Origin of the sequence: Pseudomonas vlassakiae (assembly GCF_014269035.2) — a bacterium.
GTDB classification, from domain to species: Bacteria; Pseudomonadota; Gammaproteobacteria; order Pseudomonadales; family Pseudomonadaceae; genus Aquipseudomonas; species Aquipseudomonas vlassakiae.
Genome location: NZ_JABWRP020000003.1, coordinates 401,630 through 425,235, shown reverse-complemented (window position 1 = coordinate 425,235; position 23,606 = coordinate 401,630). Strand labels below are relative to the sequence as shown.

Genomic DNA, 23,606 nt, shown 5'->3' with positions numbered 1-23,606 from the left:
CTCGTTACGGCTGGGGCCAGCTTACAGCTTTGGACCCGCTGCCTTGATCGCATCGGAAACTTCGAACTTCTTGAAGTTCTCGATGAACAGTTTGGCCAGGCCTTTGGCTGCCTCGTCGTAGGCAGCTTTGTCAGCCCAGGTGTTGCGTGGGTTGAGCAGCTCGGTTTCCACGCCCGGTACGGCCTTTGGCACGTCCAGGTTGATGATGTCCAGGTGCTCGGTTTCGGCGCCGACCAGAGCACCGCTCTGGATAGCGGCGATCACGCCACGGGTGGTCGGGATGCTGAAGCGCTTGCCAACACCGTAGCCACCACCGGTCCAGCCGGTGTTGACCAGGTAGACCTTGGAGCCGAAAGCGTTGATACGCTTGATCAGCAGCTCGGCGTATTCACCCGCCGGGCGCGGGAAGAACGGCGCGCCGAAGCAGGTGGAGAAGGTCGACTTGATGCCGCCGCCCGAACCCATTTCGGTGGAACCGACCAGCGCGGTGTAGCCGGACAGGAAGTGGTAGGCCGCCTGCTCGTTGTTCAGGATCGAAACCGGAGGCAGAACACCGGTCAGGTCGCAGGTCAGGAAGATGACTGCGTTCGGCTCGCCACCCAGGTTGGCCTCGGCGCGCTTGGCGACGTGCTCCAGCGGGTAGGCAGCGCGGCTGTTCTGGGTCAGGCTGACGTCAGCGTAGTCGGCGTGCTTGTTGGCGTCGAGCACGACGTTTTCCAGCACCGCACCGTGCTTGATGGCTTTCCAGATGACCGGCTCGTTCTTCTCGGACAGGTCGATGCACTTGGCGTAGCAGCCGCCTTCCATGTTGAAGACAACGCCTTCGCCCCAACCGTGCTCGTCGTCACCGATCAGGTAACGGCTTTCGTCGGCCGACAGGGTGGTCTTGCCAGTGCCGGACAGGCCGAAGAACAGGGTGACATCACCCTCTTCGCCAATGTTGGCAGCGCAGTGCATCGGCAGCACGTCAGCGGCCGGAAGCAGGAAGTTCTGCACCGAGAACATGGCTTTCTTCATTTCGCCGGCGTAGCGCATGCCAGCGATCAGCACTTTCTTCTGGGCGAAGTTGATGATCACGCAACCATCGGAGTTGGTACCGTCACGCTCAGGTTCGCAAACGAAGTTGGCGACGTTGAGGATCTGCCACTGGTCGCGACCAGCCGGGTTGAACTGCTCCGGGTTGATGAACAGGCAACGACCGAACAGGTTCTGCCAGGCAGTCTGGGTGGTCATTTTCACCGGCAGGTAGTGCTCGGCAGCAGCGCCTACGTGAACGTAGGAAACGAAGTGATCCTGGGCGTTGTTGAACGCCTCGACGCGGTCCCACAGGGCATCGAACTTGTCGGCCGGGAACTTGCGGTTGATCGGGCCCCAGGCGATGGCGGCCTGGGTGGAAGGTTCTTCGACGATGAAACGGTCAGCCGGCGAGCGACCAGTACGGTGGCCAGTTTCGACTACCAGTGCGCCAGTATCGGCCAGCACGCCTTCACCGCGGGACAGCGCTTCTTTAACCAGCTCATCGACGCTCAGGTCGGTGTACACGGTGTTGTTGGCTTGCGTCATGAGATACCCCATCCGGCCCGAGGCCGAGTGCTCCAAACGTTTTGTAGTTGTCTCGAAAAAACTACTACAGCGAAAAAAGTGGCCGGATTATGCCAGAAACGCCCAAAAAAAGTAGGCCCCTCCTGTCAGAACCGCTCTTTTGCGCAATTCGACAGGAGATTTCCCTGAAATTAAACGTTTCAGTGGCGAGTTTCTGACGCCGCTTCCGTGCCGCCACCGGCAAACAGTTGCGCAACATCGCTGGCATCGAAGAAATAGCGCTCGTTACAGAACTGGCAATCGATCTCTACCGTTCCGCCGCACTCCTCGACCAGCGCCTTGGCATCCTGTTCGCCCAAACTGACCAGCGCATTGCCGGAACGTTCGCGCGAGCAACTGCATTTGAAGCGCAGCGGCTGGATGTCGAACAGGCGTACCGCGTCCTCGTGGTAAAGACGGTGCAGCAGGGTTTCGTTGTCTTCCGACCATTCTTCGGGCTTGAGCGTCTTGGCCAGGGCAATCACATGCTGCCAGCTGTCTTCACGTTCCTCATCGTCCGGCTGGCGGTCGCGTGGCAGTTGCTGCAGCAGCAGGCCACGGGCCTTGCCGCCTTCGGCATTGAGCCAGAAGCGGGTGTTGAGCTGCTGCGACTGCACGAAGTAGTTGGTGAAGCACTCCGACAGGTTGGCACCGTCCAGGTCGACGGTGCCCTGGTAGCGCTGGCCTTTGATGGGGTCGATGGTCAGGGTCAGGTGGCCGCCGGGCATCAACTGCTCCAGGGTAGCGTCGGCCGGGATCTGCTCCGCTTCGTAGCGGGCCATGCCACGGATGTCGCGCTCGCCCGAGCATTCGACCATCAGCAGCGGGATCGGACCTTCGGAGCGCGCCTGCAGAATCAGCAGGCCGTCGAACTTCAGCGCGCCCACCAGCAAGGCGGTGGCGGCCATCAGTTCGCCAAGCAGTGCCTGCACCGGCTGCGGGTAATCATGACGCGCCAGCACCGCGGCGTAGCTGTCATCGAGAGACACCCACTCGCCGCGCACATCGCGCTCGTCGAAGATGAAACGTTGGGTGAAATCGGTATCAGGCAAATCGCTCATAGGTTTTGGCTATCTGAAAAATGATGACAAAATGGTTACACGGGATTTCGAACTACTGCGCAATCCCGTGGTAGAACGCTCACAAGGCGCTCTGATTCCCGTTGGCAATAGAGGTATTTTATGGACAATCGACCACTGTTCCAAGCAAGGTGGTCCTGGGGGCCATTGGCAGCCTGTACGCTGCTTCCCATCGCTCTACTGTGTTTCTGGTTATGGCCTATTGGCCAGATCCTGTGCCTGACTTTCGACGAGTGGCTATTCCACAGCCTGAACGCGCCTCTGGCCGACCACACGGCCTGGCGCTACATCTGGACCGTCGGCAGCCTGCGCCCCTTCGACATCGTCGTCGGCCTGATCCTTCTGACCATACTGATCCGCGGCAACTGGGTGTTCAAGGCCAGCCAGGTTCGCGAAGCCTTCTTTGGCTTCATGGTCACGCTGCTCCTATTAGTGGTGATTCGCGCGCTGTTTTCCAAGTGGGTGGATGCAATGGGTTGGCAACACGACAGCCCATCGATGGTGTTCGACAACGTGGTACACCTCAGCAGCTACTACCCGAACCTGGAAAAAGCCTGGGAGCTGAAAGACCGTTCAAGCAACAGCTTCCCGGGCGATCATGCCTCGGTGCTGCTGATCTGGGCCTTGTTCATGAGCCTGTTCAGCCGCCGGCTTGTGCAGCAACTGGTGGTCTGGGGCCTGGCGTTCCTGTTCATGATGCCGCGGCTGGTGGCCGGAGCACATTGGGGACAGGACGACTACATCGGTGGCCTGCTGATGGCAGTGCTGGCGCTGGGCTGGAGCTGCCATACGCCGTTGGCAGCCAAGGGCAGTGCCTTGCTGCTGCGCTGGACCGCTCCGCTGTTTGCCTTTGCCAGGAAGTTACCGTTGGTCGGGCGATTGGCAGTAATCCGCTAGACCACTGGGGCTGCCTTGCGGCCCCAGCTATTCAAAGCTCCCGTGTAACTGGTGAATCTGCCGCCGCTGCTTCTTGTTCGGGCGGCCATCCGAAGTAACCCCCATCGCCCCCGCCTTGCGCATCTCGGCCGCCTGCTCGCGGCGGCGCACGCTGTCCTCGGTCTCTTCATACAATGTCTGCGCTTCTGGCGCTCCACGCCGCACCACCGACAACGCCTTGACCACGACCGTGCGCTCGTCGAACCCGGTACGCAGTACGAACTCATCTCCTACCCGCGGCTCCTTGCCCGGCTTGCAGCGCTCACCCCGGCAGTGCACCTTGCCGCTCTCGATGGCCGCCTTGGCCAGCGCACGGGTCTTGTAGAAGCGCGCCGCCCACAGCCACTTGTCCAGGCGGACCTTGTCGTCATCCTCGGCTTTTTGTGCCATCTCGTTTCCTCGAATTCTGTCTTTCATCGAACTGTACTACCGTAACTGACGGATGCAAAAAGTCCCCGCCGTGCTTACAGTTCACCACCTTATCCGCAGGGTGTGCTTCGTGAAGAAATTTGACCATCTGACAGTCATCGGCCTGCGCGAGTGGGTGGCCCTGCCCGACCTTGGCGTGGCAGGCCTGCGCGCCAAGATCGACACCGGTGCCAGCACCTCCAGCCTGCATGCCACCGAGGTCGAACCGTTCGAGCGTGACGGCCAACGCTGGGTACGCTTCACCGCCCACCTGGGTTCGGTGGTGCAACTGCGCCACCGCCGCTGTGAAGCTCCGCTGGTAACCATGAAGACCATCAAGAGCTCCAACGGCCAGGCACAGACCCGTTACGTGATCCGCACCACGCTGGCACTGGGCGATGCGGTCTGGGAAGTCGAATTCACCCTGGCCTGCCGCAAGAACATGCGCTATCGCCTGCTGCTGGGCTCCAAGGCGCTGATACATGGCCAGCTGGTGGTCAACCCCGGCTTGAAATATGTACAAGACAAACCGGCCTATCCGGCCACCCTCTCCCCTGTCACAGGTGCTGCATGAAGATCGCTGTGCTGTCGCGCAATCCGCGTCTGTATTCCACCCGCCGTCTGGTCGAAGCCGGTACCCAGCGGGGCCATGAAATGGTGGTGATCGACACCCTGCGGGCCTACATGAACATCGCCAGCCACAAGCCGCAGATCCACTACCGCGGCAAACCGCTGGAAGGCTTCGATGCAGTGATCCCGCGCATCGGCGCCTCAGTGACCTTCTACGGCTGCGCGGTGCTGCGCCAGTTCGAGATGATGGGCGTATACCCGCTGAACGAATCGGTGGCCATCGCCCGCTCGCGCGACAAGCTGCGCTCGCTGCAGCTGTTGTCGCGGCGGGGTATCGGCCTGCCGATCACCGGTTTCGCCCACTCGCCGGATGACATCCCCGACCTGATCCAGATGGTCAATGGCGCACCGCTGGTGATCAAGGTGCTGGAAGGCACCCAAGGCATCGGCGTCGTGCTGTGCGAGACCACCAAGGCAGCCGAGTCGGTGATTGAGGCATTCATGGGGCTGAAGCAGAACATCATGGTTCAGGAATACATCAAGGAGGCCGGGGGTGCGGATATCCGCTGCTTCGTGGTGGGCGACAAGGTGATCGCCTCGATGAAGCGCCAGGCCAAGCCGGGGGAGTTCCGCTCCAACCTGCACCGCGGCGGGGTGGCCAGCCTGATCAAGATCACCCCTGAAGAGCGCATGACCGCCATTCGTGCCGCCAAGGTGATGGGGCTGAGCGTGGCGGGTGTGGATATCCTGCGCTCGAACCATGGGCCACTGGTGATGGAAGTGAACTCGTCGCCTGGGCTGGAAGGGATCGAAGTGACCACCGGCAAGAATGTGGCCGCGATGATCATCGAGCACCTGGAGAAGAATGGCGGGCCGAACCAGACGCGGACCAAGGGCAAGGGCTGAATCAAGCCTGTACCGGCCTCATCGCGGCTAAAGCCGCTTCTACAGGGATTGCGCAATACCTGTAGCAACGGCTTTAGCCGCGATGAGGCCAGAGAACCTCAAACAGCATTGCGCGGCAACAACAGCCCCAATGGCAGCCTCACCCGCGCTTCGATCCCGCCACCGGAGCGATTACGCAACTCGACATTGCCGCCATGCTGCGCCGCGATCCGCTTGACGATGGCCAAGCCCAGCCCGGTCCCCTTGCCCCCGCGGGCACGATCCCCGCGAATGAACGGGTTGAAAATGGTTTCCAGCTCGGATTCGTCGATCCCGGTACCCCGGTCAAGCACGCTGAGCACCACATAGGGTGCGCTCTCGTCCCCCGACACATAGGCCGCCACCTCGACGCCCTTGCCAGCGTGATGCAAGGCATTGCCGATCAGGTTGCCGAGCATGCGCTTGAGCGAAACCCGACGCAGCGGGAATGGCGGAATAGGCTCCAGACACAAGCGCACGCGCTCTTCCGGCTGGTTATAAGGCGCCACCACCTCGCGCACCAGGTCGGCCAGGTCGACCTCCTCCACCGGCTCGTCCCGACCATCGCGGATGAACGCGAGGAACTGATCCAGAATCGCGTCCATGTCCTCGATATCGCGGACCATGTCGTCACTCAGCTCGTTGTCACTGTTCAACAACGACAACGACAGGCGCAGGCGCGTGAGCGGGGTCCGCAAGTCATGTGAAACCCCCGCCAGCATGAGTTCCCGCTCACGACCAGCCTGCTCGACATCTTCAGCCATCTGGTTGAAGGCCCGGTAAACCTCGGTCATCTCGCTGGGCGTGTCGCTGATCGGCAGGCGCACGCTGCGCCCCTGTCCCAGCTGCCGGGCGGCGAACACCAGGCGTTTCAATGGCTGGTTGAGCTGGCGCACGAAGATCCATGCCGAGGCAGTGGACAACAGGCCAATGGCCAGGAACCAGCCCAGCACGTTCCAGATCTTCTGCCCACGCAGCGGATGCGGGTACAACGGCACTTTCAGCCAGCCCGGGCCCAGGCTCGGTGCGTTCACCCACAAGGCGGGCGGCGCATGGATGCGCAGCCGCACTTCGGTATCTTCGCCCAGCTCGGCCTGCATCTGCCGCTGGTAGATCTCGCTGTAAGGCCAGTGCTGTTCACCCTCCGGCACACCGGAACCGGTAACCCGGATCAGCCCGGCGGCTTCGGCGATCTTGTCGCGGTTTTCCTCATCCGCCGCCCAATAGGCGCGAAGGGTCAGCGCCACGCCGTGGCTGTACTGCCGATCGACCAGTACGTCCTCGTTCATCAGCAGGTAGACCAGCGTCAGTGCCTTGGAGAACAGGACAACGATCAACACCAGCCACAGGGTGCGGGCAAAGAAGCTTTGCGGGAACCAGAGCGGCGTTTTCATCGACGGCGAAGCATCATTTGCCAGCGTTTCCGTCTGGCACGAACACATAGCCGACGCCCCAGACCGTCTGGATGTAGCGTGGTTTGGACGGGTCCGGCTCGATCATGCGGCGCAGGCGCGAGATCTGCACGTCGATGGAGCGCTCGAGGGCATCCCACTCGCGGCCACGGGCCAGGTTCATCAGCTTGTCGCGGGTCAGCGGCTCGCGCGCATGCATCACCAGCGCCTTGAGCACCGCGAATTCGCCGGTGGTGAGCATGTGCACTTCGTCGCCACGCTTGAGCTCGCGGGTGGCCAGCGACAGCTCGTAGTCGCCGAAGGTGACCGACTCGTCCTCGCTGCCCGGGGCGCCCGGCACGCTCGGTGCCTGGCGGCGCAACACGGCCTTGACCCGCGCCATCAGCTCGTCCGGGTTGAACGGCTTGCCCAGGTAGTCGTCTGCGCCGAGTTCAAGGCCCTTGATGCGGCTGAGCTCGTCACCTTTGGCGGTGAGCATGATGATCGGGATCTGGTTGTTCGACTGGCGCAGGCGCTTGCAGGCGGACAGGCCGTCTTCGCCTGGCAGCATCAGGTCGAGCACCACCAGGTTGAACACCTCGCGCGCCAACAGGCGGTCCATCTGTTCGGTGTTGGGCACCGCACGGGCGCGGTAGCCCTTGCTGGTGAAGAAACGTTCCAGCAGGCTGCTGAGCCCCGGGTCGTCGTCGACGATGAGAATCTTGTCACCTTCAGCGGTGTTTGCGGTGCCGGTCATGAATAACTCCTCTGATATCGCCGCGCATTATGGCGTAGCCACTGCTGCACGTTGCGTGAGCATTGTTAGCAGATTTTTCCCCGGGCGCCAGTTCCGGCTGGCCGGGCGCCATCACCGCAAGCCGTTTGCGATGGGTATAATGCGCGGCTTTCATCCAGCGCCACCGGGCCCAAGGCCCACCGGCGACCCCCGTATTCACAAATGTCAGGTGGTTTACATGGACAGCATCAACAGCCGTATCGCCGAGGAACTGGGCGTACGCCCCCAGCAGGTCGAGGCGGCCGTGGGCCTGTTGGACGAAGGCTCGACCGTGCCTTTCATCGCCCGTTACCGCAAGGAAGTGACCGGTAGCCTCGACGACACCCAGCTGCGCCATCTGGAAGAGCGCCTGCGCTATCTGCGCGAGCTCGACGAGCGCCGTGCCAGCATCCTGTCCAGCATCGAGGAACAGGGCAAGCTGACTCCGGAACTGGCCCGCGAGATCAAGCTGGCCGACACCAAGACGCGTCTCGAAGACCTCTACCTGCCGTACAAGCAGAAGCGCCGCACCAAGGGCCAGATCGCCCTGGAAGCCGGCCTCGGCGAGCTGGCCGACGGCCTGTTCAACGACCCCGTCCTGGCGCCGGAAAGCGAAGCCGCGCGCTTCGTCGACGCCGAAAAGGGCGTGGCCGATGTCAAGGCCGCGCTGGAAGGCGCCAAGTACATCCTCATGGAGCGCTTCGCCGAAGACGCTGCCCTGCTCGACAAGCTGCGCAATTTCCTCAAGCAGGAAGCGGTGCTCAGCGCCCGCGTGGTGGCGGGCAAGGAAGAAGAGGGCGCGAAGTTCCGCGACTACTTCGCCCATGACGAGCTGCTGCGCACGGCCCCGTCGCACCGCGCCCTGGCGATTTTCCGCGGGCGCAACGAAGGCGTGCTGAGCGCCTCGCTCAAGGTCGGCGAAGAATTGCCCGGGACCCTGCACCCGTGCGAACTGATGATCGGCAACCACGTCGGCATCGAAAACCGCGGCCGCCCGGCCGACAAATGGTTGGCTGAGGTGGTGCGCTGGACCTGGAAGGTCAAGCTCTACACTCACCTGGAAACCGACCTGTTCGGCGAGCTGCGCGACAATGCCGAGAGCGAGGCGATCAACGTCTTCGCCCACAACCTGCACGACCTGCTGCTGGCCGCCCCGGCCGGCCCGCGCGCCACCCTGGGCTTCGACCCGGGCCTGCGCACCGGCTGCAAGATCGCCGTGGTCGATGCCACCGGCAAGCTGCTGGACCACACCACGGTCTACCCGCATGCCCCGAAGAACGACTGGGACCGCACCATTGCCATCATGGCCGCCTTGTGCGCCAAGCACTCGGTGGAGCTGATCGCCATCGGCAACGGCACCGCCAGCCGCGAGAGCGACAAGCTGGTGGCCGAACTGGTCAAGAAGTACCCAGCCCTGAAAATCACCAAGGTCATGGTCTCCGAAGCAGGTGCTTCGGTGTATTCGGCGTCTGAACTGGCCGCCCGGGAATTCCCGGACCTGGACGTGTCGATCCGTGGCGCCGTGTCGATCGCCCGCCGCCTGCAGGACCCGCTGGCCGAATTGGTGAAGATCGACCCGAAATCCATCGGGGTCGGCCAGTACCAGCACGACGTGTCGCAAATCAAGCTGGCCCGCGGCCTGGACGCGGTGGTCGAGGACTGTGTGAACGCCGTGGGGGTAGACGTCAACACCGCTTCGGTCGCGCTGCTCACCCGGATTTCGGGCCTGAACGCGACCCTGGCCCAGAACATCGTCGCCCACCGCGACGCCAACGGCCCGTTCGCCACCCGAGCGGCACTGAAAAAGGTCAGCCGCCTGGGCGAGAAGACCTTCGAGCAGGCCGCAGGCTTCCTGCGCGTGATGAACGGCGACAACCCGCTCGACGCTTCAGCCGTGCACCCTGAGGCCTACCCGCTGGTGCAGCGCATCGCCGCCGGCACCGACCGTGACATCCGCTCGCTGATTGGCGACAGCGCCTTCCTCAAGCGCCTGGACCCTAAGCAGTTCACCGACGAGACCTTCGGCCTGCCGACCGTCACCGACATCCTCCAGGAGCTGGACAAACCCGGCCGCGACCCACGCCCGGAGTTCAAGACCGCCACCTTCCAGGACGGCGTCGAGGACCTCAAGGACCTGGAGCCGGGCATGATCCTCGAAGGCGTGGTGACCAACGTCACCAACTTCGGTGCCTTCGTCGACATCGGCGTGCACCAGGACGGCCTGGTGCATATCTCGGCGCTGTCGGAGAAGTTCGTCAAGGACCCGCGTGAAGCGGTCAAAGCCGGTGACGTGGTCAAGGTCAAGGTCATGGAGGTAGACATCCCGCGCAAGCGCGTCGGCCTGTCCATGCGCATGAGCGACACCCCGGGCGAGAAAGTCGACGGCAACCGTGGCGGCAACCGGGGCAATGGCGGCAACCGCCAGCAGCAGGCGCCACGCCAGCGTGAGACCGCCACCGCAGCCCCGGCCAACAACGCCATGGCCGCCCTGTTCGCCAACGCCAAGCAACTGAAGAAGAAGTGATGGACATCCCCAAGGAAGTGGTCCAAAGCGCTTACAGCCAGCTCCTGGGCTGCCGCGTGCAACGTCTGGATACAGGCGTTGCCGAGGTGGCCCTGGCGCTCGAGCCGCACCTGCGCAACCGTGGCCAGAAGCTGCACGGCGGGGCGATCTTCAGCCTGGTGGACATCGCCATGGGCCTGGCCTGCTCGGCCAGCCACGGTTTCGACCAGCAGAGCGTGACCATCGAATGCAAGATCAACTACCTGCGCGCGGTCAGCGACGGTGAAGTGCTGTGCACCGCCCGTGTGCTGCACGCCGGGCGCCGTACCCTGGTGGTCGACGCCGACGTAGTTCAAGGCGACAAACTGGTAGCGAAAGCGCAAGGAACCTTCGCGGTTCTCTAGCTCACCAAGGGCTATCTGCGGTATTTTTCGGCAGTGCGCTGGCACTGCCGGAACCGCGTAAACCAGGCGACAACGCCAGTTCCTTTCTTCCTACCCTTGTAGACCGTCAGCTCTACCCCCATATTGGGGCGACTGACGCGTGAAGGAATACATCTTGAGCGACCTCCTCAACCGCCGCCTGAGCCTGCTCGGCGCCAATCTCCCCCTGCTCAAGCAGTGCCTGCACGGTATTGAGCGCGAATGCCTGCGCGTGACCGACGAAGGTCGCCTGGCCCAGACCCCGCACCCCGAGGCACTGGGCTCGGCGCTGACCAACGAGCAGATCACCACCGACTATTCCGAGTCGCTGCTGGAGTTCATCACACCGGCGCTGGCCGACCCGGCCGAGGTGCTCGAAAGCCTCGAACAGACCCACCGCTTCGTCTACAGCAAGCTTCGCGACGAGTATTTGTGGAGTCCGTCGATGCCTTGCACGTTGCCGGCCGAGGAGGATATCCCGATCGCCGAGTACGGCACGTCGAACATCGGCAAGCTCAAGCACGTCTACCGCAAGGGCCTGGCCCTGCGCTACGGCCGCACCATGCAGTGCATCGCCGGCATCCATTACAATTTCTCCCTGCCGGAAGCGCTGTGGCCACTGCTGCGTGATGCCGAAGGCGGTGAGGAAAGCGATCGCGACTACCAGTCCTCGGCGTACATTGCGCTGATCCGCAACTTCCGCCGCTACAGTTGGCTGCTGATGTACCTGTTCGGCGCCTCGCCAGCACTGGACAAGGGCTTCCTGCGCGGCCGCCCGCACCAGCTCGAAGAACTCGACGCCGAAACCCTGTACCTGCCTTATGCCACCAGCCTGCGCATGAGCGACCTGGGCTACCAGAGCAACGCCCAGGCCGGCCTCACACCCTGCTACAACAACCTCGCCAGCTACACCGACAGCCTGCGCAAGGCCGTTGGCACGCCCTACCCGCCTTATGTCGAGGTCGGTACGCACGTCGATGGCGAATGGGTGCAACTGAACACCAACATCCTGCAGATCGAGAACGAGTACTACTCGAATATCCGCCCGAAACGCGTCACCTACACCGGTGAGCGGCCGATCCAGGCCCTGACCTCGCGCGGCGTGCAGTATGTCGAAGTGCGCTGCCTGGACATCAACCCCTTCCTGCCGGTGGGCATCGACCTGACCGAAGCGCGGTTCCTCGACGCGTTCCTGCTGTTCTGCGCCCTTGAAGAAAGCCCGCAACTGGACAACGGTGAGTGCGGCCAGTGCACCAGCAACTTCCTCAACGTGGTCAAGGAAGGCCGTCGTCCGGGCCTGGAACTGCATCGCAACGGCCAGCCTGTCGGCCTGCGCGAATGGGCCTCCGAGCTGATCAGCCGCATCGGCCAGCTGGCGGAGCTGCTCGACCGTGCCCAGGGTGGCGACGAACACGCCAAGGCCCTGGCCGCCCAGCAGGCCAAGGTCGATGACGCCTCGCTGACCCCGTCGGCCCAGGTGCTGGCGCGCATGACCGAGCACGACGAAACCTTCATCCAGTTCTCCCTGCGCCAGAGCCGCCTGCACGCACAGACCTTCCGCGAGCAGCCGCTGTCAGTCGAGCAGCAACAGGCCTTCGAGACGTTGGCCCATGAGTCGCTTGCCAGGCAGTCCGAGCTGGAGCAGGAGGAAGTCGGCGACTTCGACCTGTTCGTCGGCGCCTACCAGGCCAGCATCCTGGCAATCAGCAACTGATGAACCGCAGCACCGTCCAGCGCAAGCCCCGCGCCAGCAGCCAGGCCAGGATCGACGCGATCCTGGCAGCCGCGCGCGAGCTGCTGGCTGAACAAGGGGTGGCGGCGCTGTCGATCTACAGCGTGGCCGAGCGGGCGCAGATTCCGCCGTCGTCGGTGTATCACTTCTTCGCCAGCGTCCCGGCCTTGCTGGAGGCGCTGACCGCCGATGTGCACCGGGCCTTTCGCGAGGCATTGAGTGCGCCAATCGACAGCAGCGCGTTTGCCACGTGGCATGAGCTGTCGCGATTGATCGAACAACGCATGCTCGACATCTACAACGAGGATGCCGCAGCGCGGCAGTTGATCCTGGCCCAGCACGGCCTCAGTGAAGTGGTGCAGGCCGATCGGCAACACGACATGGAACTGGGCGAGCTGATGCAAAAGCTGTTCGACCAGCATTTTCATCTGCCGCCGATGCCGACGGATGTGGATGTGTTCGCCTTGGCGATGGAACTGAGCGACCGGGTGTATGCGCGGTCGGTGCAGTTGCATGAGGCGATCACCCCGCGCATGGCCGAAGAGGGCAAGCGGGTATTCGAGGCGTATCTGGGGCTTTATCTGCCGCCGTTTCTGGCAAAGCGTTCCGGCTGAAATCATTGGGGTCCGGTTGCGGCCCTTCGCCGGCAAGTCGGAGCGGCGGTTCGGCGCCCCGACTTGCCCGCGAGGGGCTGCAACGCAGCCCCAGTATCCGGCAACACCATCACAGCTTGGCGATGGACACTTCAGTCGACTTCACGAAGGCAATCACTTCGCTGCCCACCTGCAGCTCCAGCTCGCGCACGGAGCGGGTGGTGATCACCGAGGTGACGACGCCCGAGGCAGTCTGCACGTCGATTTCGGACAGTACCGGGCCTTCGAGGATTTCTTTCACGGTGCCTTTGAACTGGTTACGGACGTTGATCGCTTTGATGGTCATGGCTTGATTCCTTCTCTTTGGCTTCAGTGCGCCCAACGCAGTTGCGTGGGCAAAGGGGCTACAGGGTCCGGCTCGGGCGGAGTACCCGGAACCGACAGAACACGGTTGAGCACTTCGCTTTCCAGCGCGGCCAGGCGGTGCGAACCACGCGCCCTTGGCCTGGCCAGGTCAACGGTAAGGTCGAGGCCGACTTCGCCGTCTTCGATCAGGATCACCCGATCCGCGACGGCCACCGCCTCATTGACGTCGTGGGTCACCAGCAGCACGGTAAAACCGTGCTGACGCCACAGGCGTTCGATCAGTTGCTGCATCTCGATGCGGGTCAGTGCATCCAGCGCGCCCAACGGCTCATCCAGCAGCAGCAGGCGCGGTTGGTGGATCAGGGCCCGGGCCAGGGCCACACGCTGCTTCTGGCCACCGGACAACGCTGCCGGCCATTCGTTGGCGCGATCAGCCAGGCCGACCGCCTCCAGCGCATCCAGAGCGCGCTGGCGCCAGTTGCCGCTGAGCCCCAGGCCAACGTTGTCGATCACCTTCTTCCAGGGCAGCAGGCGCGCCTCCTGGAACATCAGCCGGGTTTCCTCGCGGGCTTCGCTGAGCGGGGCGGCTCCGGCCAGCAACTGGCCGGAAGTCGGCTGGTCGAGACCGGCCAGCAAGCGCAGCAAGGTGCTCTTGCCGCAACCGCTGCGACCGACGATGGCCACGAACTGCCCGGCCGGGATATGCAGGTCGATACCTTTCAACACTTCCCGCTGGCCGAAGGCCTTGCGCAGGCCGTTGGCGGCCAGCGGGATACCACGCAGCAGGCGTGGCGGCTGTTCTTTGAGCACGGTCATGCGCCCTCCTTCTTCGCCACCTGGTAGGCCGGGTGCCAGCGCAGCCACACCCGTTCCAGGCCGCGGGCAGCAAGGTCGGCGAGCTTGCCGAGCACGGCGTACAGGACGATGGCCAGCACCACGACGTCGGTCTGCAGGAATTCACGGGCATTCATGGCCAGGTAACCGATGCCGGAGCTGGCCGAAATGGTCTCGGCGACGATCAGCGTCAGCCACATGAAGCCCAGGGCGAAGCGCACACCGACCAGGATCGAGGGCAGCGCACCGGGCAGGATCACCTGGCGGAACAGGCCGAAGCCGGACAAGCCATAGCTGCGTGCCATTTCCACCAGTGCCGGGTCGACATTGCGGATGCCGTGGTAGGTGTTCAGGTAGATCGGGAACAGTGTGCCGAGCGCGACCAGGAAGATCTTCGCCGACTCATCGATACCGAACCACAGGATCACCAGGGGGATCAGCGCCAGGTGCGGCACGTTGCGGATCATCTGCACCGAGCTGTCGAGCAGGCGTTCGCCCCAGTTCGACAGGCCGGTGATGAAGCCCAGCACCAGGCCGATGCTGCCGCCGATCACGAAGCCCAGCCCGGCCCGCCAGCCGCTGATCGCCAGGTGGGTCCAGATTTCACCGCTGCGCACCAGCTCGACACCCGCACTGACCACCGCGCTCGGCGCAGGCAGGATACGGGTCGACAGCCAGCCGGCGCTGACCGCCAGCTGCCAGGCTGCCAGCAGCAGCACCGGCAGTGCCCACGGGGCCAGGCGCTGGCTCAGGGTGGTGGAAGTTTTGCGACTCATGGCCCGGCCCTCAGCTCTGCGCGACGGACTTGGGCAGGATGTCGTTGGCGACCATTTCGCCGAACGGGCTCACGTAACCGCCCGCCTTGGCCTGTTCCGGGCGTTGCACATCGAGGTGCGGGAACAGCAGTTCGGCAACCCGATACGACTCTTCCAGGTGGGGGTAGCCGGAGAAGATGAAGGTATCGATGCCCAGTTCGGCGTACTCCTTGACCCGTGCGGCCACGGTCGGGCCATCGCCGACCAGCGCGGTACCCGCACCGCCACGCACCAGGCCGACACCGGCCCAGAGGTTGGGGCTGACCTCGAGATTGTCGCGGTTGCCCTTGTGCAAGGCCGCCATGCGCTGCTGGCCGACCGAGTCGAAACGGGCCAGCGAGGCCTGGGCACGGGCGATGGTATCGTCGTCCAGGTGCGAGATCAGCTTGTCTGCGGCAGCCCAGGCTTCTTCGTTGGTTTCACGCACGATCACGTGCAGGCGGATGCCGAAGCGGACTTCGCGGCCCTGCGCAGCGGCCTTTTCACGCACCTGGGCGATTTTCTCGGCAACGGCGCTTGGCGGCTCGCCCCAGGTCAGGTACAGCTCGACCTGCTCGGCGGCGAGGTCCTGGGCAGCTTCCGAAGAGCCACCGAAGTACAGCGGCGGGCGCGGCTGCTGAATCGGCGGATAGAGCAGTTTGGCGCCCTTCACCTGGATGTGCTTGCCGTCGTAGTCGACGGTTTCGCCTTCCAGCACCTTGCGCCAGATGCGGGTGAACTCGACCGAGGCTTCGTAACGCTCCTCGTGGTTCAGGTGCAGGCCATCGCCGGCCAGTTCATCCGGGTCGCCGCCGGTCACCAGGTTGAACAGCGCACGGCCGTTGGAAAGCCGATCGAGGGTAGCGGCCTGGCGTGCGGCCACGGTCGGCGAAATGATGCCTGGGCGCAGGGCCACGAGGAACTTCAGGCGCTGGGTCACCGGAATCAGCGACGCCGCCACCAGCCAGGAGTCCTCGCAGGACCGCCCAGTAGGGATCAGCACCCCACCAAAACCGAGGCGGTCGGCGGCTTGGGCGATCTGTTGCAGGTAGCCGTGATCGACTGCGCGGGCGCCGTCGGAGGTGCCCAGGTACTTGCCGTCACCGTGGGTAGGGAGGAACCAGAAAATGTTAAGGCTCATTGGAGTTGTCTCCTCAAGGGTGGCGCAGGCCAGGGCGGCGCCCCGGCGCAGGCGAATCAATCAAGGCGCAGTGGCGACCTTGGCCGGGGGTGTCCAGATCACGTCCTTGATGCTCAGCGGCTTGGGAATCAGCTTGAGCGCCTGGAAGGTGTCGGCAATCTTCTGTTGTGCGGCCACCACTTGCGGGGTGAGCGGCTGAGCACCGTAGCCCTGGCGTTTAACCGAAGTCAGGGTGATATCGGCGGGCAGGCCCAGCAGTGGCGCGACCTGATCGGTAACTTCCTGCGGGTTGGCCTGGGACCATTGGCCCACCGCGCGTACCTCGTCGATCAGGGTGCTGATCACCGCCGGGTGCTGGGTGGCGTAGGTGCGGGTAGCCAGGTAGAACTGGTGGTTGTCGACCAGGCCCTTGCCGTCACGCAGGGTACGGGCCTGCAACTGTTGCTCGGCGGCCGCCTGGTAGGGGTCCCAGATCACCCAGGCATCGACGCTGCCGCGTTCGAAAGCGGCGCGGGCATCGGCAGGCGGCAGGTAGACGGGCTGGATGTCGCTGTAATTGAGGCCAGCGTCCTGCAGGGCACGGACCAACAGATAGTGAACGTTGGAGCCTTTGTTGAGGGCGACTTTCTTGCCTTTGAGCTCCTTCACCGACTGGATCGGCGAGCCCTTCGGCACGAGGATGGCTTCGCTGTGCGGCGCTGGTGGCTCGTAGGCCACGTAGAGCAGATCGGCGCCAGCGGCCTGGGCGAATACCGGCGGCGTCTCGCCAGTGACGCCGAAGTCGATGGAACCGACGTTCAGCCCTTCGAGCAGCTGCGGGCCACCGGGGAATTCGGTCCACTGCACTTGCACGCCCTGCTCGGCCAGGCGTTTCTCCAGCGTGCCCTTGGCCTTGAGCAACACCAGGGTGCCGTATTTCTGATAACCGATACGCAGGCTCTCGGCCTGGGCTTGGGTGATGGCGCCGAAGGACACAGCCGCCGCAAACAGGGCGACCAGACCACGACGCAAGAAGACTGTGCGCATGGCGCTCTCCTGTGCGAGTTGGGTTCGGGTTGCACCTGCTTGCCTCGTTGACGGGCGAGTAAGGTGGTGGAGCGAATGGCTAGGCCGGTCAGTGGTGTCGGCGTTGCCTGATGTTCTGTTGGAGTGACATTACCAGCCTGCTCATATATCTAGAAATCATATTTTTTCATTTGTTTATTCTTTTTCTGTCTTTACGTCGTGACGTTTTCAGCGCCTGCGAGATCGCGCGCCGCCCGCGCGGCGCTCAATCTCGCAGGCGCTACAAATGCCACGGCAAAGACAAAAAAAGGGCCGTCGAAACGGCCCGAAAATCCCTGCTATGGCTAAGAGCAATGCAACGAGGAATTCATCAACGGTTAGGTTGCGGAGTCAGCCGCAGATACGGTTTCACCGCCCGATACCCTTTCGGGAAGCGCTGCTTGATCTCGTCTTCGTCCTTCAGTGAAGGCACGATCACCACCTCGTCGCCGTCCTGCCAGTTACCTGGTGTGGCGACCTTGTGGTTGTCGGTGAGCTGCAGCGAGTCGATCACCCGCAGGATCTCGTTGAAGTTGCGCCCGGTACTGGCCGGATAGGTAATGGTCAGGCGCACCTTCTTGTTCGGGTCGATGACGAACAGCGAGCGCACGGTGAGGGTGTCGCTGGCGTTGGGGTGGATTAGGTCGTACAGGTCGGAGACCTTGCGGTCGGCGTCGGCGATGATCGGGAAGTTGACCACGGTGTTCTGGGTCTCGTTGATATCCTCGATCCATTTATGGTGCGAATCGACCGGGTCGACCGACAAGGCGATGGCCTTCACGCCGCGCTTGGCGAATTCATCCTTGAGCTTGGCGGTCAGGCCCAGTTCGGTGGTGCACACCGGGGTGAAGTCCGCCGGGTGGGAGAACAGCACACCCCAGCTGTTGCCCAGCCATTCGTGGAAGCGGATCTTGCCTTCACTGGATTCCTGCTCGAAGTCCGGGGCGATGTCGCCGAGTTTGAGGCTCATGGGGTGCGGCTCCTGTGCTGTGTTCTGGCGTGTGGGTTCAATGTGCCTGCATTCGATGAGAAATAAAAAGAATAAATAATGATTTATTTATAACCTTTGAGCATACGAAAGCGCGGACATAAAAAAGCCTCGCACTAGGCGAGGCTCTTTCGATGAAGCGATTAAATTACATGAAGGCGTAAGTGTAGTTCACGATGAAGCGAGCCTGATCTGTGTCTTTGGTGTACTCGCTGGTGTCGCCGTTCTTACCACGGTAAACACCTTGACGCAGGCTGAAGCCCAGGCCTTTGAGGGTGCCTTGTTGAATGGTGTAGTCGATACGCGCGTCACGCTCCCATTCGCTGTAGGTACCGTTGCCCGACTTGTTGCGTACATCGTCGCCATGCAAGTAGGCAAGCGATGCCTTCAGACCTGGCACACCCAGCCCTGCGAAGTCATAAGAATACTGACCGAAGGTGGTGTTTTCGCCAGCACGGGCAAACTGGTTGATCATGCTGTCGGTGAACAGGTAGAAGCTCGAGCCACCGGCACCTTCCGAGTCACCGTTGTCGGTTGTCACGCTGCCCTGGTTCAACCATACGAAGCCGCCGTCGTCACTAACCCGCTGGTGACCGACCATCAGCGCATGGCCACCCAGAGTATAGGTGAACATCGCGGACCAAGTCTTGTTGTCGACCTCGCCGGTGTGCTTGGCATAACCCTTGTTGTTGTCGAAGTTGTAACCACCACCACTACCGTTCTTACCGTCGCTGCTGCTGTCGAAGTAGCGCAGGTCGGTCTTGAACGACTGGTCGTCAGCGATCTTGAACACGTGGGTCGCGCCCAGGAAGTGCTGCTTGTAGAAGTCTTCCAGGTTCGAGTAGTAGTACTGCAGGGTCAGGTCTGGAGTGAGCTTGTAGTCCAGACCGCCGAAGCGGAACTTGTTGCTGTCAGCAGTAGCACCCGAGACGGACAAGCCAGTACGGTTGCTCGAGGCACGGCCCATGGCGTGAGTCAGCTGACCGGCGTTGACGGTCAGGTTGTCGATTTCCTTCGACTGGATGGTGCCGCCTTCGAAGGTTTGTGGCAGCAGACGGCCGTCGTTGGAAACCAGGATTGGCAGGTTTGGTGCCAGGGCGCTACCGAAGTGGACTTCGGTCTTGGAGACACGAGCCTTGGCGTTAGCGCCGAAGCGAGCCCACTGGGCAGCTGCGCCCTTACCGTCATCCGGGAAGAAACCCGTCTTGTGGTAACCCTCGCCACCATCCAGGTGGATACCCCACAGCGCCTGAGCGTCAACACCGAAGCCTACGGTGCCTGGAGTGAAGCCCGAGATGTAGTCGAGCTTGAAGCCCTGACCCGACTCACGCTGATCAGGACGCTCGGCAGTGCCAGTAGCGTGCGATACACGATTGTCGTTGTTGAAGTACATGGTGCGCGAGCTGAGCGACAGTTTGCTGTCTTCAACGAAACCGGCGGCACCTGCTGCTTGGGCGAAAACCCCCACTGCCACGGCCAGAGCCAGGCTGGACTTGTACATGTTTTGCTCCTCTACGTTCTAATTCTTGTGTATCTCTGGCGGCAGGATCTGTTGCCCTGCTCAACCGTGGATGGGCGATTAGCCCCAAAGCGTGACCATTTAGTCAATCGTTTCTAAACATTTCTCGACTTTGGTCTAAGACGCCCCCTGCGCTACAGGATAATGACAATCCTATAAATCCAAAATGACCGTTTTATGAATTTGTAAGATTTTTAAGGAATATCTTAGGAACCTTTACTGCGAAAAGTTGTATCGGCGATGTCAATCATACCTTTAGGTTATTTGCAAACGTTTGCCGACCAGTAGCCGATTCCTCATCCTCACGAAGGGAAAAGAGGTTAGCAGCGGATCACTGTTTCGCCAGCCGCCCTTTCTCAGCTGTGGCCAGCGTTAAAGCATTTGGCTCCTAAGCTAATTCTAAAAAGTTATTTATTTTTGATTTCTTAGATCATCTAGTCTTCTCGCCATCCACTACATGCATTGCCTGACGAGAGGTTCACCATGATCCCGCACGCTCCGCTGCGCCTGTTCGCCGCCCTGACCCTCGCCAGCACCAGCTGGTTGGCCCAGGCCGCCGACCTGACCGTTGCCTACCAGACCACTGTCGACCCGGCCAAAGTGGCCCAGGTCGATGGCAATTATGAAAAAGCCAGCAAGGCCAGCATCGACTGGCGCAAGTTCGATAACGGCGCCGACGTGATCACCGCCGTGGCCAGCGGCGACGTGCAGATCGGCTACCTCGGTTCCAGCCCTCTGGCTGCCGCCGCCACCCGCAAACTGCCAGTCGAGACTTTCCTCATCGCCACCCAGATCGGTGCCGGCGAGGCCCTGGTCGCCCGTGACAGCATCAAGACTCCACAAGACCTGATCGGCAAGAAAGTCGCCGTGCCGTTCGTCTCCACCGGCCACTACAGCCTGCTGGCCGCGCTGAAAAGCTGGAACATCGACCCGTCCAAGGTGCAGATCCTCAACCTGGCACCACCAGCGATCATCGCGGCCTGGAAGCGCGGCGACATCGACGCGACCTACGTCTGGGACCCGGCACTCGGTGTCGCCAAGGAAAACGGCAAGGTGCTGATCACCTCGGGCGAACTGGCCCAGAAAGGCGCACCGACCTTCGATGCGTGGATCGTGCGCAAGGACTTTGCCGACAAGCACCCTGACGTGGTCAAGGCGTTCGCCAAGGTCACCCTCGACGCCTACGCCGACTACCGCAAGGACCCGAAAGCCTGGCTGGCCGACAAAGGCAACATCGACAAGCTGGCCAAGCTGTCCGGTGCCAAGCCCAGCGACATTCCGGTGCTGCTGCAAGGCAACGTCTACCCATTGGCCGCTGACCAGGCCGGCGCCTTGGGCGCGCCGACCACCAAGGCGCTGACCGATACCGCCACCTTCCTCAAGCAACAAGGCAAAGTCGAAGCCGTGTTGCCGGACTATTCGCCGTACGTCAGCGACAAATTCCTTCCAAACTGATCCGGAGCCTGCCATGGCCTTGCTCGAACTGGAGCGCATCAGCGCACAGTACCCCGGCACTACCGCCCCGGTGCTGGCCGACATCAACCTGAGCCTTGGGCCACGCCAGCTGCTGGTGGCCCTGGGGCCATCCGGCAGTGGCAAGACCTCGCTGCTCAACCTGATCGCCGGCTTCGTTACCCCGAGCAGCGGGCGCATCAGCCTCGACGGCGTACCCGTGCAAGGCCCGGGTGCCGAGCGTGGCGTGGTGTTCCAGGATGATGCCCTGCTGCCATGGCAGAACGTGCTGGGCAACGTCGCTTTCGGCCTGGAACTGGCCGGAGTGCCGCGCGCCCAGCGTGAGGCCAAGGCCCGCGAGATGCTGGCGTTGGTCGACCTCGACGGCTTCGGCGAACGGCGCATCTGGCAACTGTCCGGTGGCCAGAAACAGCGTGTGGGCCTGGCCCGGGCGCTGGCCGCCGACCCGCGGGTACTGCTGATGGACGAACCGTTCGGCGCCCTCGACGCCTTTACCCGCGAACAGATGCAGGAACTGCTGCTGCAAGTCTGGCAGCGCACCGCCAAACCGGTGTTCCTGATCACCCATGACATCGAGGAAGCGGTGTTCCTGGCCAGCGAACTGGTATTGCTGGCGCCCAACCCCGGCCGCGTGGTCGAGCGCCTGCAACTGGACTTCGGCCAGCGCTACGCGGCTGGCGAGTCGGCCCGGGCGATCAAGTCCGACCCACGCTTCATCGAAACCCGCGAGCACGTCCTGGCCCGCGTGTTCTCCCAACGCCAAAGCCTGCAGGAGCGCGCATGAGCAGCCTGGATCTGCCGGTCGCCGGCAAACGCGACACTCAAACCCGGTCTGCCCCCCAGGCGCGCCGCCCATTGTCCACCCGCTGGATCAGCACCCTGACCCTGGTCAGCTTGCTGTTCGCCTGGTGGCTGGTGACGGCCGCCGGCTGGATCGAGCCGCTGTTCCTGCCCTCGCCCGGCGACATCCTGACCAAGGCCTGGGCCCTGCTCACCCAAGGCTACATGGACGCCAGCCTGTGGCAGCACCTGGGCGCCAGCCTGGGCCGTATCGGCCTGGCTCTGGTCGCCGCGACCCTGACCGCGATCCCGGTCGGCATTGCCATCGGCTACAACCGTGTGGCCCGTGGCATCCTCGACCCGCTGATCGAGTTCTACCGGCCAATCCCGCCGCTGGCCTACCTGCCGCTGATCGTCATCTGGTGCGGCATCGGTGAGCTGTCCAAGGTGCTGCTGATCTACCTGGCGATCTTCGCCCCGATCGCCATCGCCACCGCCACCGGCGTGCGTACCGTCGACCCGGCCAAGCTGCGGGCGGCGCAGTCGCTGGGCGCGAGCCGGGCGCAGCTGATTCGCCACGTGATCCTGCCCAGCGCCCTGCCCGACATCCTCACCGGCATCCGCATCGGTTTGGGGGTCGGCTGGTCGACTTTGGTCGCCGCTGAGCTGATCGCCGCCACCAGCGGCCTGGGTTTCATGGTGCAGTCGGCGGCGCAGTTCCTGGTCACCGACGTGGTGGTGCTGGGCATCCTGCTGATCGCCCTGATCGCCTTCGCCCTGGAGATGGGCCTGCGCGCCCTGCAACGCAAGCTGGTGCCCTGGCACGGGCAGAGCCACTGAATTCCTGTTGACCACGCCAGCACCCTGGCGCCCGATTGAAGAGACCGACATGAGCCTGACCATTACCCCCCTCAGCCCGGCGCTCGGCGCACAGATCAGCGGCGTGGACATCAGCCGCGACATCAGCGCCGAACAACGCGATGCCATCGAGCAGGCGCTGCTCCAGCATCAGGTGCTGTTCTTCCGCGACCAGCCGCTCAACCCGGAGCAACAGGCGCGTTTCGCCGCCCGCTTCGGCGACCTGCATATCCACCCGATCTACCCCAACGTGCCAGAGACGCCGCAGGTGCTGATCCTCGACACGGCCGTCACCGACGTGCGTGACAACGCCGTGTGGCACACCGACGTGACCTTCCTGCCGACCCCGGCACTGGGCGCGGTGCTTAGCGCCAAGCAATTGCCGGCCTATGGCGGCGACACCTTGTGGGCCAGCGGTATTGCAGCGTTCGATGCCTTGTCGGCGCCGCTGCGCGAGATGCTCGATGGCCTGACCGCCACCCATGACTTCACCAAGTCGTTCCCCCTGGAGCGCTTTGGCACCACGGCAGAGGACCTGGCGCGCTGGGAGGCGACCCGGCGCAACAACCCGCCGTTGTCGCACCCGGTGGTGCGCACGCATCCGGTGAGCGGGCGCAAGGCGTTGTTCGTCAATGAAGGGTTCACCACGCGCATCAATGAGCTGAGCGAACTGGAGAGCGAAGCACTGTTGAAGCTGCTGTTCGCTCATGCGACGCGGCCGGAGTTCAGCATCCGCTGGCGCTGGCAGGAGAATGACGTGGCGTTCTGGGACAACCGCGTGACCCAGCATTTTGCGGTGGATGACTACCGGCCCAATCGGCGGGTGATGCACCGGGCGACCATCCTGGGGGATGCACCGTTCTGAGACTTCCTGTACCGGCCTCTTCGCGGGCTC

Annotated in this window: 23 protein-coding genes; 11 read left to right on the top strand and 12 right to left on the bottom strand. The window is 63.0% G+C overall.

Annotation, left to right across the window (positions count from 1 at the left end):
- Window positions 1-21: 21 nt before the first annotated feature.
- A complete protein-coding gene (locus HU738_RS06240) occupies window positions 22-1,563 on the bottom strand; it encodes a phosphoenolpyruvate carboxykinase (RefSeq protein WP_054885907.1) in 1,542 nt (513 codons plus the stop codon).
- A gap of 179 nt (window positions 1,564-1,742) precedes the next feature.
- A complete protein-coding gene (hslO, locus tag HU738_RS06235) occupies window positions 1,743-2,642 on the bottom strand; it encodes an Hsp33 family molecular chaperone HslO (protein WP_054885908.1) in 900 nt (299 codons plus the stop codon).
- A gap of 120 nt (window positions 2,643-2,762) precedes the next feature.
- Here hslO and HU738_RS06230 point away from each other — a divergent pair, with 120 nt between their 5' ends.
- Complete coding sequence (locus tag HU738_RS06230) at window positions 2,763-3,557, top strand: phosphatase PAP2 family protein (protein ID WP_186601406.1); 795 nt, start codon at window positions 2,763-2,765, stop codon at window positions 3,555-3,557.
- Window positions 3,558-3,584: 27 nt separating this feature from the next.
- Here the strand turns inward: HU738_RS06230 and HU738_RS06225 are convergent, their stop codons facing one another.
- Window positions 3,585-3,986 carry an RNA-binding S4 domain-containing protein gene (locus HU738_RS06225; RefSeq protein WP_054885910.1) on the bottom strand — a complete coding sequence of 134 codons (402 nt, stop codon included), beginning with the start codon at window positions 3,984-3,986 and terminating at the stop codon, window positions 3,585-3,587.
- Window positions 3,987-4,095: 109 nt separating this feature from the next.
- On the opposite strand from HU738_RS06225, the gene rimB reads away from it, so the two are divergent.
- Window positions 4,096-4,578, top strand: coding sequence for a retropepsin-like aspartic endopeptidase RimB (gene rimB, locus HU738_RS06220; RefSeq protein ID WP_054885911.1), 483 nt, complete (start codon window positions 4,096-4,098; stop codon window positions 4,576-4,578).
- Window positions 4,575-5,480: a 30S ribosomal protein S6--L-glutamate ligase gene (rimK, locus tag HU738_RS06215; protein ID WP_013970455.1), complete on the top strand. Its 906-nt coding sequence runs from the start codon at window positions 4,575-4,577 to the stop codon at window positions 5,478-5,480. Before rimB ends, rimK begins: the two co-directional genes overlap by 4 nt.
- A gap of 98 nt (window positions 5,481-5,578) precedes the next feature.
- Here the strand turns inward: rimK and HU738_RS06210 are convergent, their stop codons facing one another.
- Complete coding sequence (locus tag HU738_RS06210) at window positions 5,579-6,892, bottom strand: ATP-binding protein (RefSeq protein ID WP_099813846.1); 1,314 nt, start codon at window positions 6,890-6,892, stop codon at window positions 5,579-5,581.
- A gap of 13 nt (window positions 6,893-6,905) precedes the next feature.
- A complete protein-coding gene (gene ompR / locus HU738_RS06205) occupies window positions 6,906-7,646 on the bottom strand; it encodes an osmolarity response regulator transcription factor OmpR (RefSeq protein WP_085273867.1) in 741 nt (246 codons plus the stop codon).
- A gap of 217 nt (window positions 7,647-7,863) precedes the next feature.
- Here ompR and HU738_RS06200 point away from each other — a divergent pair, with 217 nt between their 5' ends.
- The 4 genes from HU738_RS06200 to HU738_RS06185 all read left to right on the top strand — a co-directional run bounded on the left by HU738_RS06200 (window position 7,864) and on the right by HU738_RS06185 (window position 12,935).
- On the top strand, window positions 7,864-10,188 hold the full coding sequence (locus HU738_RS06200; RefSeq protein WP_186601407.1) for a Tex family protein: 2,325 nt from the start codon (window positions 7,864-7,866) through the stop codon (window positions 10,186-10,188).
- Window positions 10,188-10,571, top strand: a complete 384-nt coding sequence (locus HU738_RS06195) for a PaaI family thioesterase (protein ID WP_176509123.1) — start codon at window positions 10,188-10,190, stop codon at window positions 10,569-10,571. Before HU738_RS06200 ends, HU738_RS06195 begins: the two co-directional genes overlap by 1 nt.
- 154 nt (window positions 10,572-10,725) lie before the next feature.
- On the top strand, window positions 10,726-12,303 hold the full coding sequence (gene gshA / locus HU738_RS06190) for a glutamate--cysteine ligase (RefSeq protein ID WP_186601408.1): 1,578 nt from the start codon (window positions 10,726-10,728) through the stop codon (window positions 12,301-12,303).
- Window positions 12,303-12,935: a TetR/AcrR family transcriptional regulator gene (locus HU738_RS06185; RefSeq protein WP_186601409.1), complete on the top strand. Its 633-nt coding sequence runs from the start codon at window positions 12,303-12,305 to the stop codon at window positions 12,933-12,935. Before gshA ends, HU738_RS06185 begins: the two co-directional genes overlap by 1 nt.
- A 109-nt stretch (window positions 12,936-13,044) precedes the next feature.
- Here the strand turns inward: HU738_RS06185 and HU738_RS06180 are convergent, their stop codons facing one another.
- The 7 genes from HU738_RS06180 to HU738_RS06150 all read right to left on the bottom strand — a co-directional run bounded on the left by HU738_RS06180 (window position 13,045) and on the right by HU738_RS06150 (window position 19,582).
- On the bottom strand, window positions 13,045-13,260 hold the full coding sequence (locus HU738_RS06180) for a TOBE domain-containing protein (RefSeq protein ID WP_027595183.1): 216 nt from the start codon (window positions 13,258-13,260) through the stop codon (window positions 13,045-13,047).
- Between the two features lie 23 nt (window positions 13,261-13,283).
- Window positions 13,284-14,096, bottom strand: coding sequence for an aliphatic sulfonates ABC transporter ATP-binding protein (gene ssuB, locus HU738_RS06175; protein ID WP_176509126.1), 813 nt, complete (start codon window positions 14,094-14,096; stop codon window positions 13,284-13,286).
- Window positions 14,093-14,890: an aliphatic sulfonate ABC transporter permease SsuC gene (gene ssuC, locus HU738_RS06170; protein WP_176509127.1), complete on the bottom strand. Its 798-nt coding sequence runs from the start codon at window positions 14,888-14,890 to the stop codon at window positions 14,093-14,095. Before ssuC ends, ssuB begins: the two co-directional genes overlap by 4 nt.
- A gap of 10 nt (window positions 14,891-14,900) precedes the next feature.
- The gene (ssuD, locus tag HU738_RS06165; protein WP_176509128.1) at window positions 14,901-16,049 is read right to left on the bottom strand and encodes an FMNH2-dependent alkanesulfonate monooxygenase; all 1,149 of its coding nucleotides are present in this window, start codon (window positions 16,047-16,049) and stop codon (window positions 14,901-14,903) included.
- Window positions 16,050-16,109: 60 nt separating this feature from the next.
- Window positions 16,110-17,075 (bottom strand): sulfonate ABC transporter substrate-binding protein, encoded by a 966-nt coding sequence (locus HU738_RS06160; protein ID WP_186601410.1) that lies wholly within the window; start codon window positions 17,073-17,075, stop codon window positions 16,110-16,112.
- 349 nt (window positions 17,076-17,424) lie between these two features.
- Window positions 17,425-18,063, bottom strand: a complete 639-nt coding sequence (locus HU738_RS06155) for a peroxiredoxin (RefSeq protein ID WP_152956824.1) — start codon at window positions 18,061-18,063, stop codon at window positions 17,425-17,427.
- Window positions 18,064-18,229: 166 nt separating this feature from the next.
- Complete coding sequence (locus HU738_RS06150; RefSeq protein ID WP_186601411.1) at window positions 18,230-19,582, bottom strand: OprD family outer membrane porin; 1,353 nt, start codon at window positions 19,580-19,582, stop codon at window positions 18,230-18,232.
- A gap of 501 nt (window positions 19,583-20,083) precedes the next feature.
- On the opposite strand from HU738_RS06150, the gene tauA reads away from it, so the two are divergent.
- Genes tauA through tauD form a run of 4 tightly spaced genes read left to right on the top strand, consistent with a single transcriptional unit; the run spans window position 20,084 to window position 23,576 of the window.
- Window positions 20,084-21,055, top strand: coding sequence for a taurine ABC transporter substrate-binding protein (gene tauA, locus HU738_RS06145; RefSeq protein ID WP_186601412.1), 972 nt, complete (start codon window positions 20,084-20,086; stop codon window positions 21,053-21,055).
- A 13-nt stretch (window positions 21,056-21,068) separates the two neighbouring features.
- Window positions 21,069-21,857 (top strand): taurine ABC transporter ATP-binding subunit, encoded by a 789-nt coding sequence (tauB, locus tag HU738_RS06140; RefSeq protein WP_176509133.1) that lies wholly within the window; start codon window positions 21,069-21,071, stop codon window positions 21,855-21,857.
- Window positions 21,854-22,693, top strand: coding sequence for a taurine ABC transporter permease TauC (gene tauC, locus HU738_RS06135; RefSeq protein ID WP_176509134.1), 840 nt, complete (start codon window positions 21,854-21,856; stop codon window positions 22,691-22,693). The genes tauB and tauC overlap by 4 nt, the downstream gene beginning before the upstream one ends.
- 49 nt (window positions 22,694-22,742) lie before the next feature.
- Window positions 22,743-23,576, top strand: a complete 834-nt coding sequence (tauD, locus tag HU738_RS06130) for a taurine dioxygenase (RefSeq protein WP_176509135.1) — start codon at window positions 22,743-22,745, stop codon at window positions 23,574-23,576.
- Window positions 23,577-23,606: the final 30 nt, after the last annotated feature.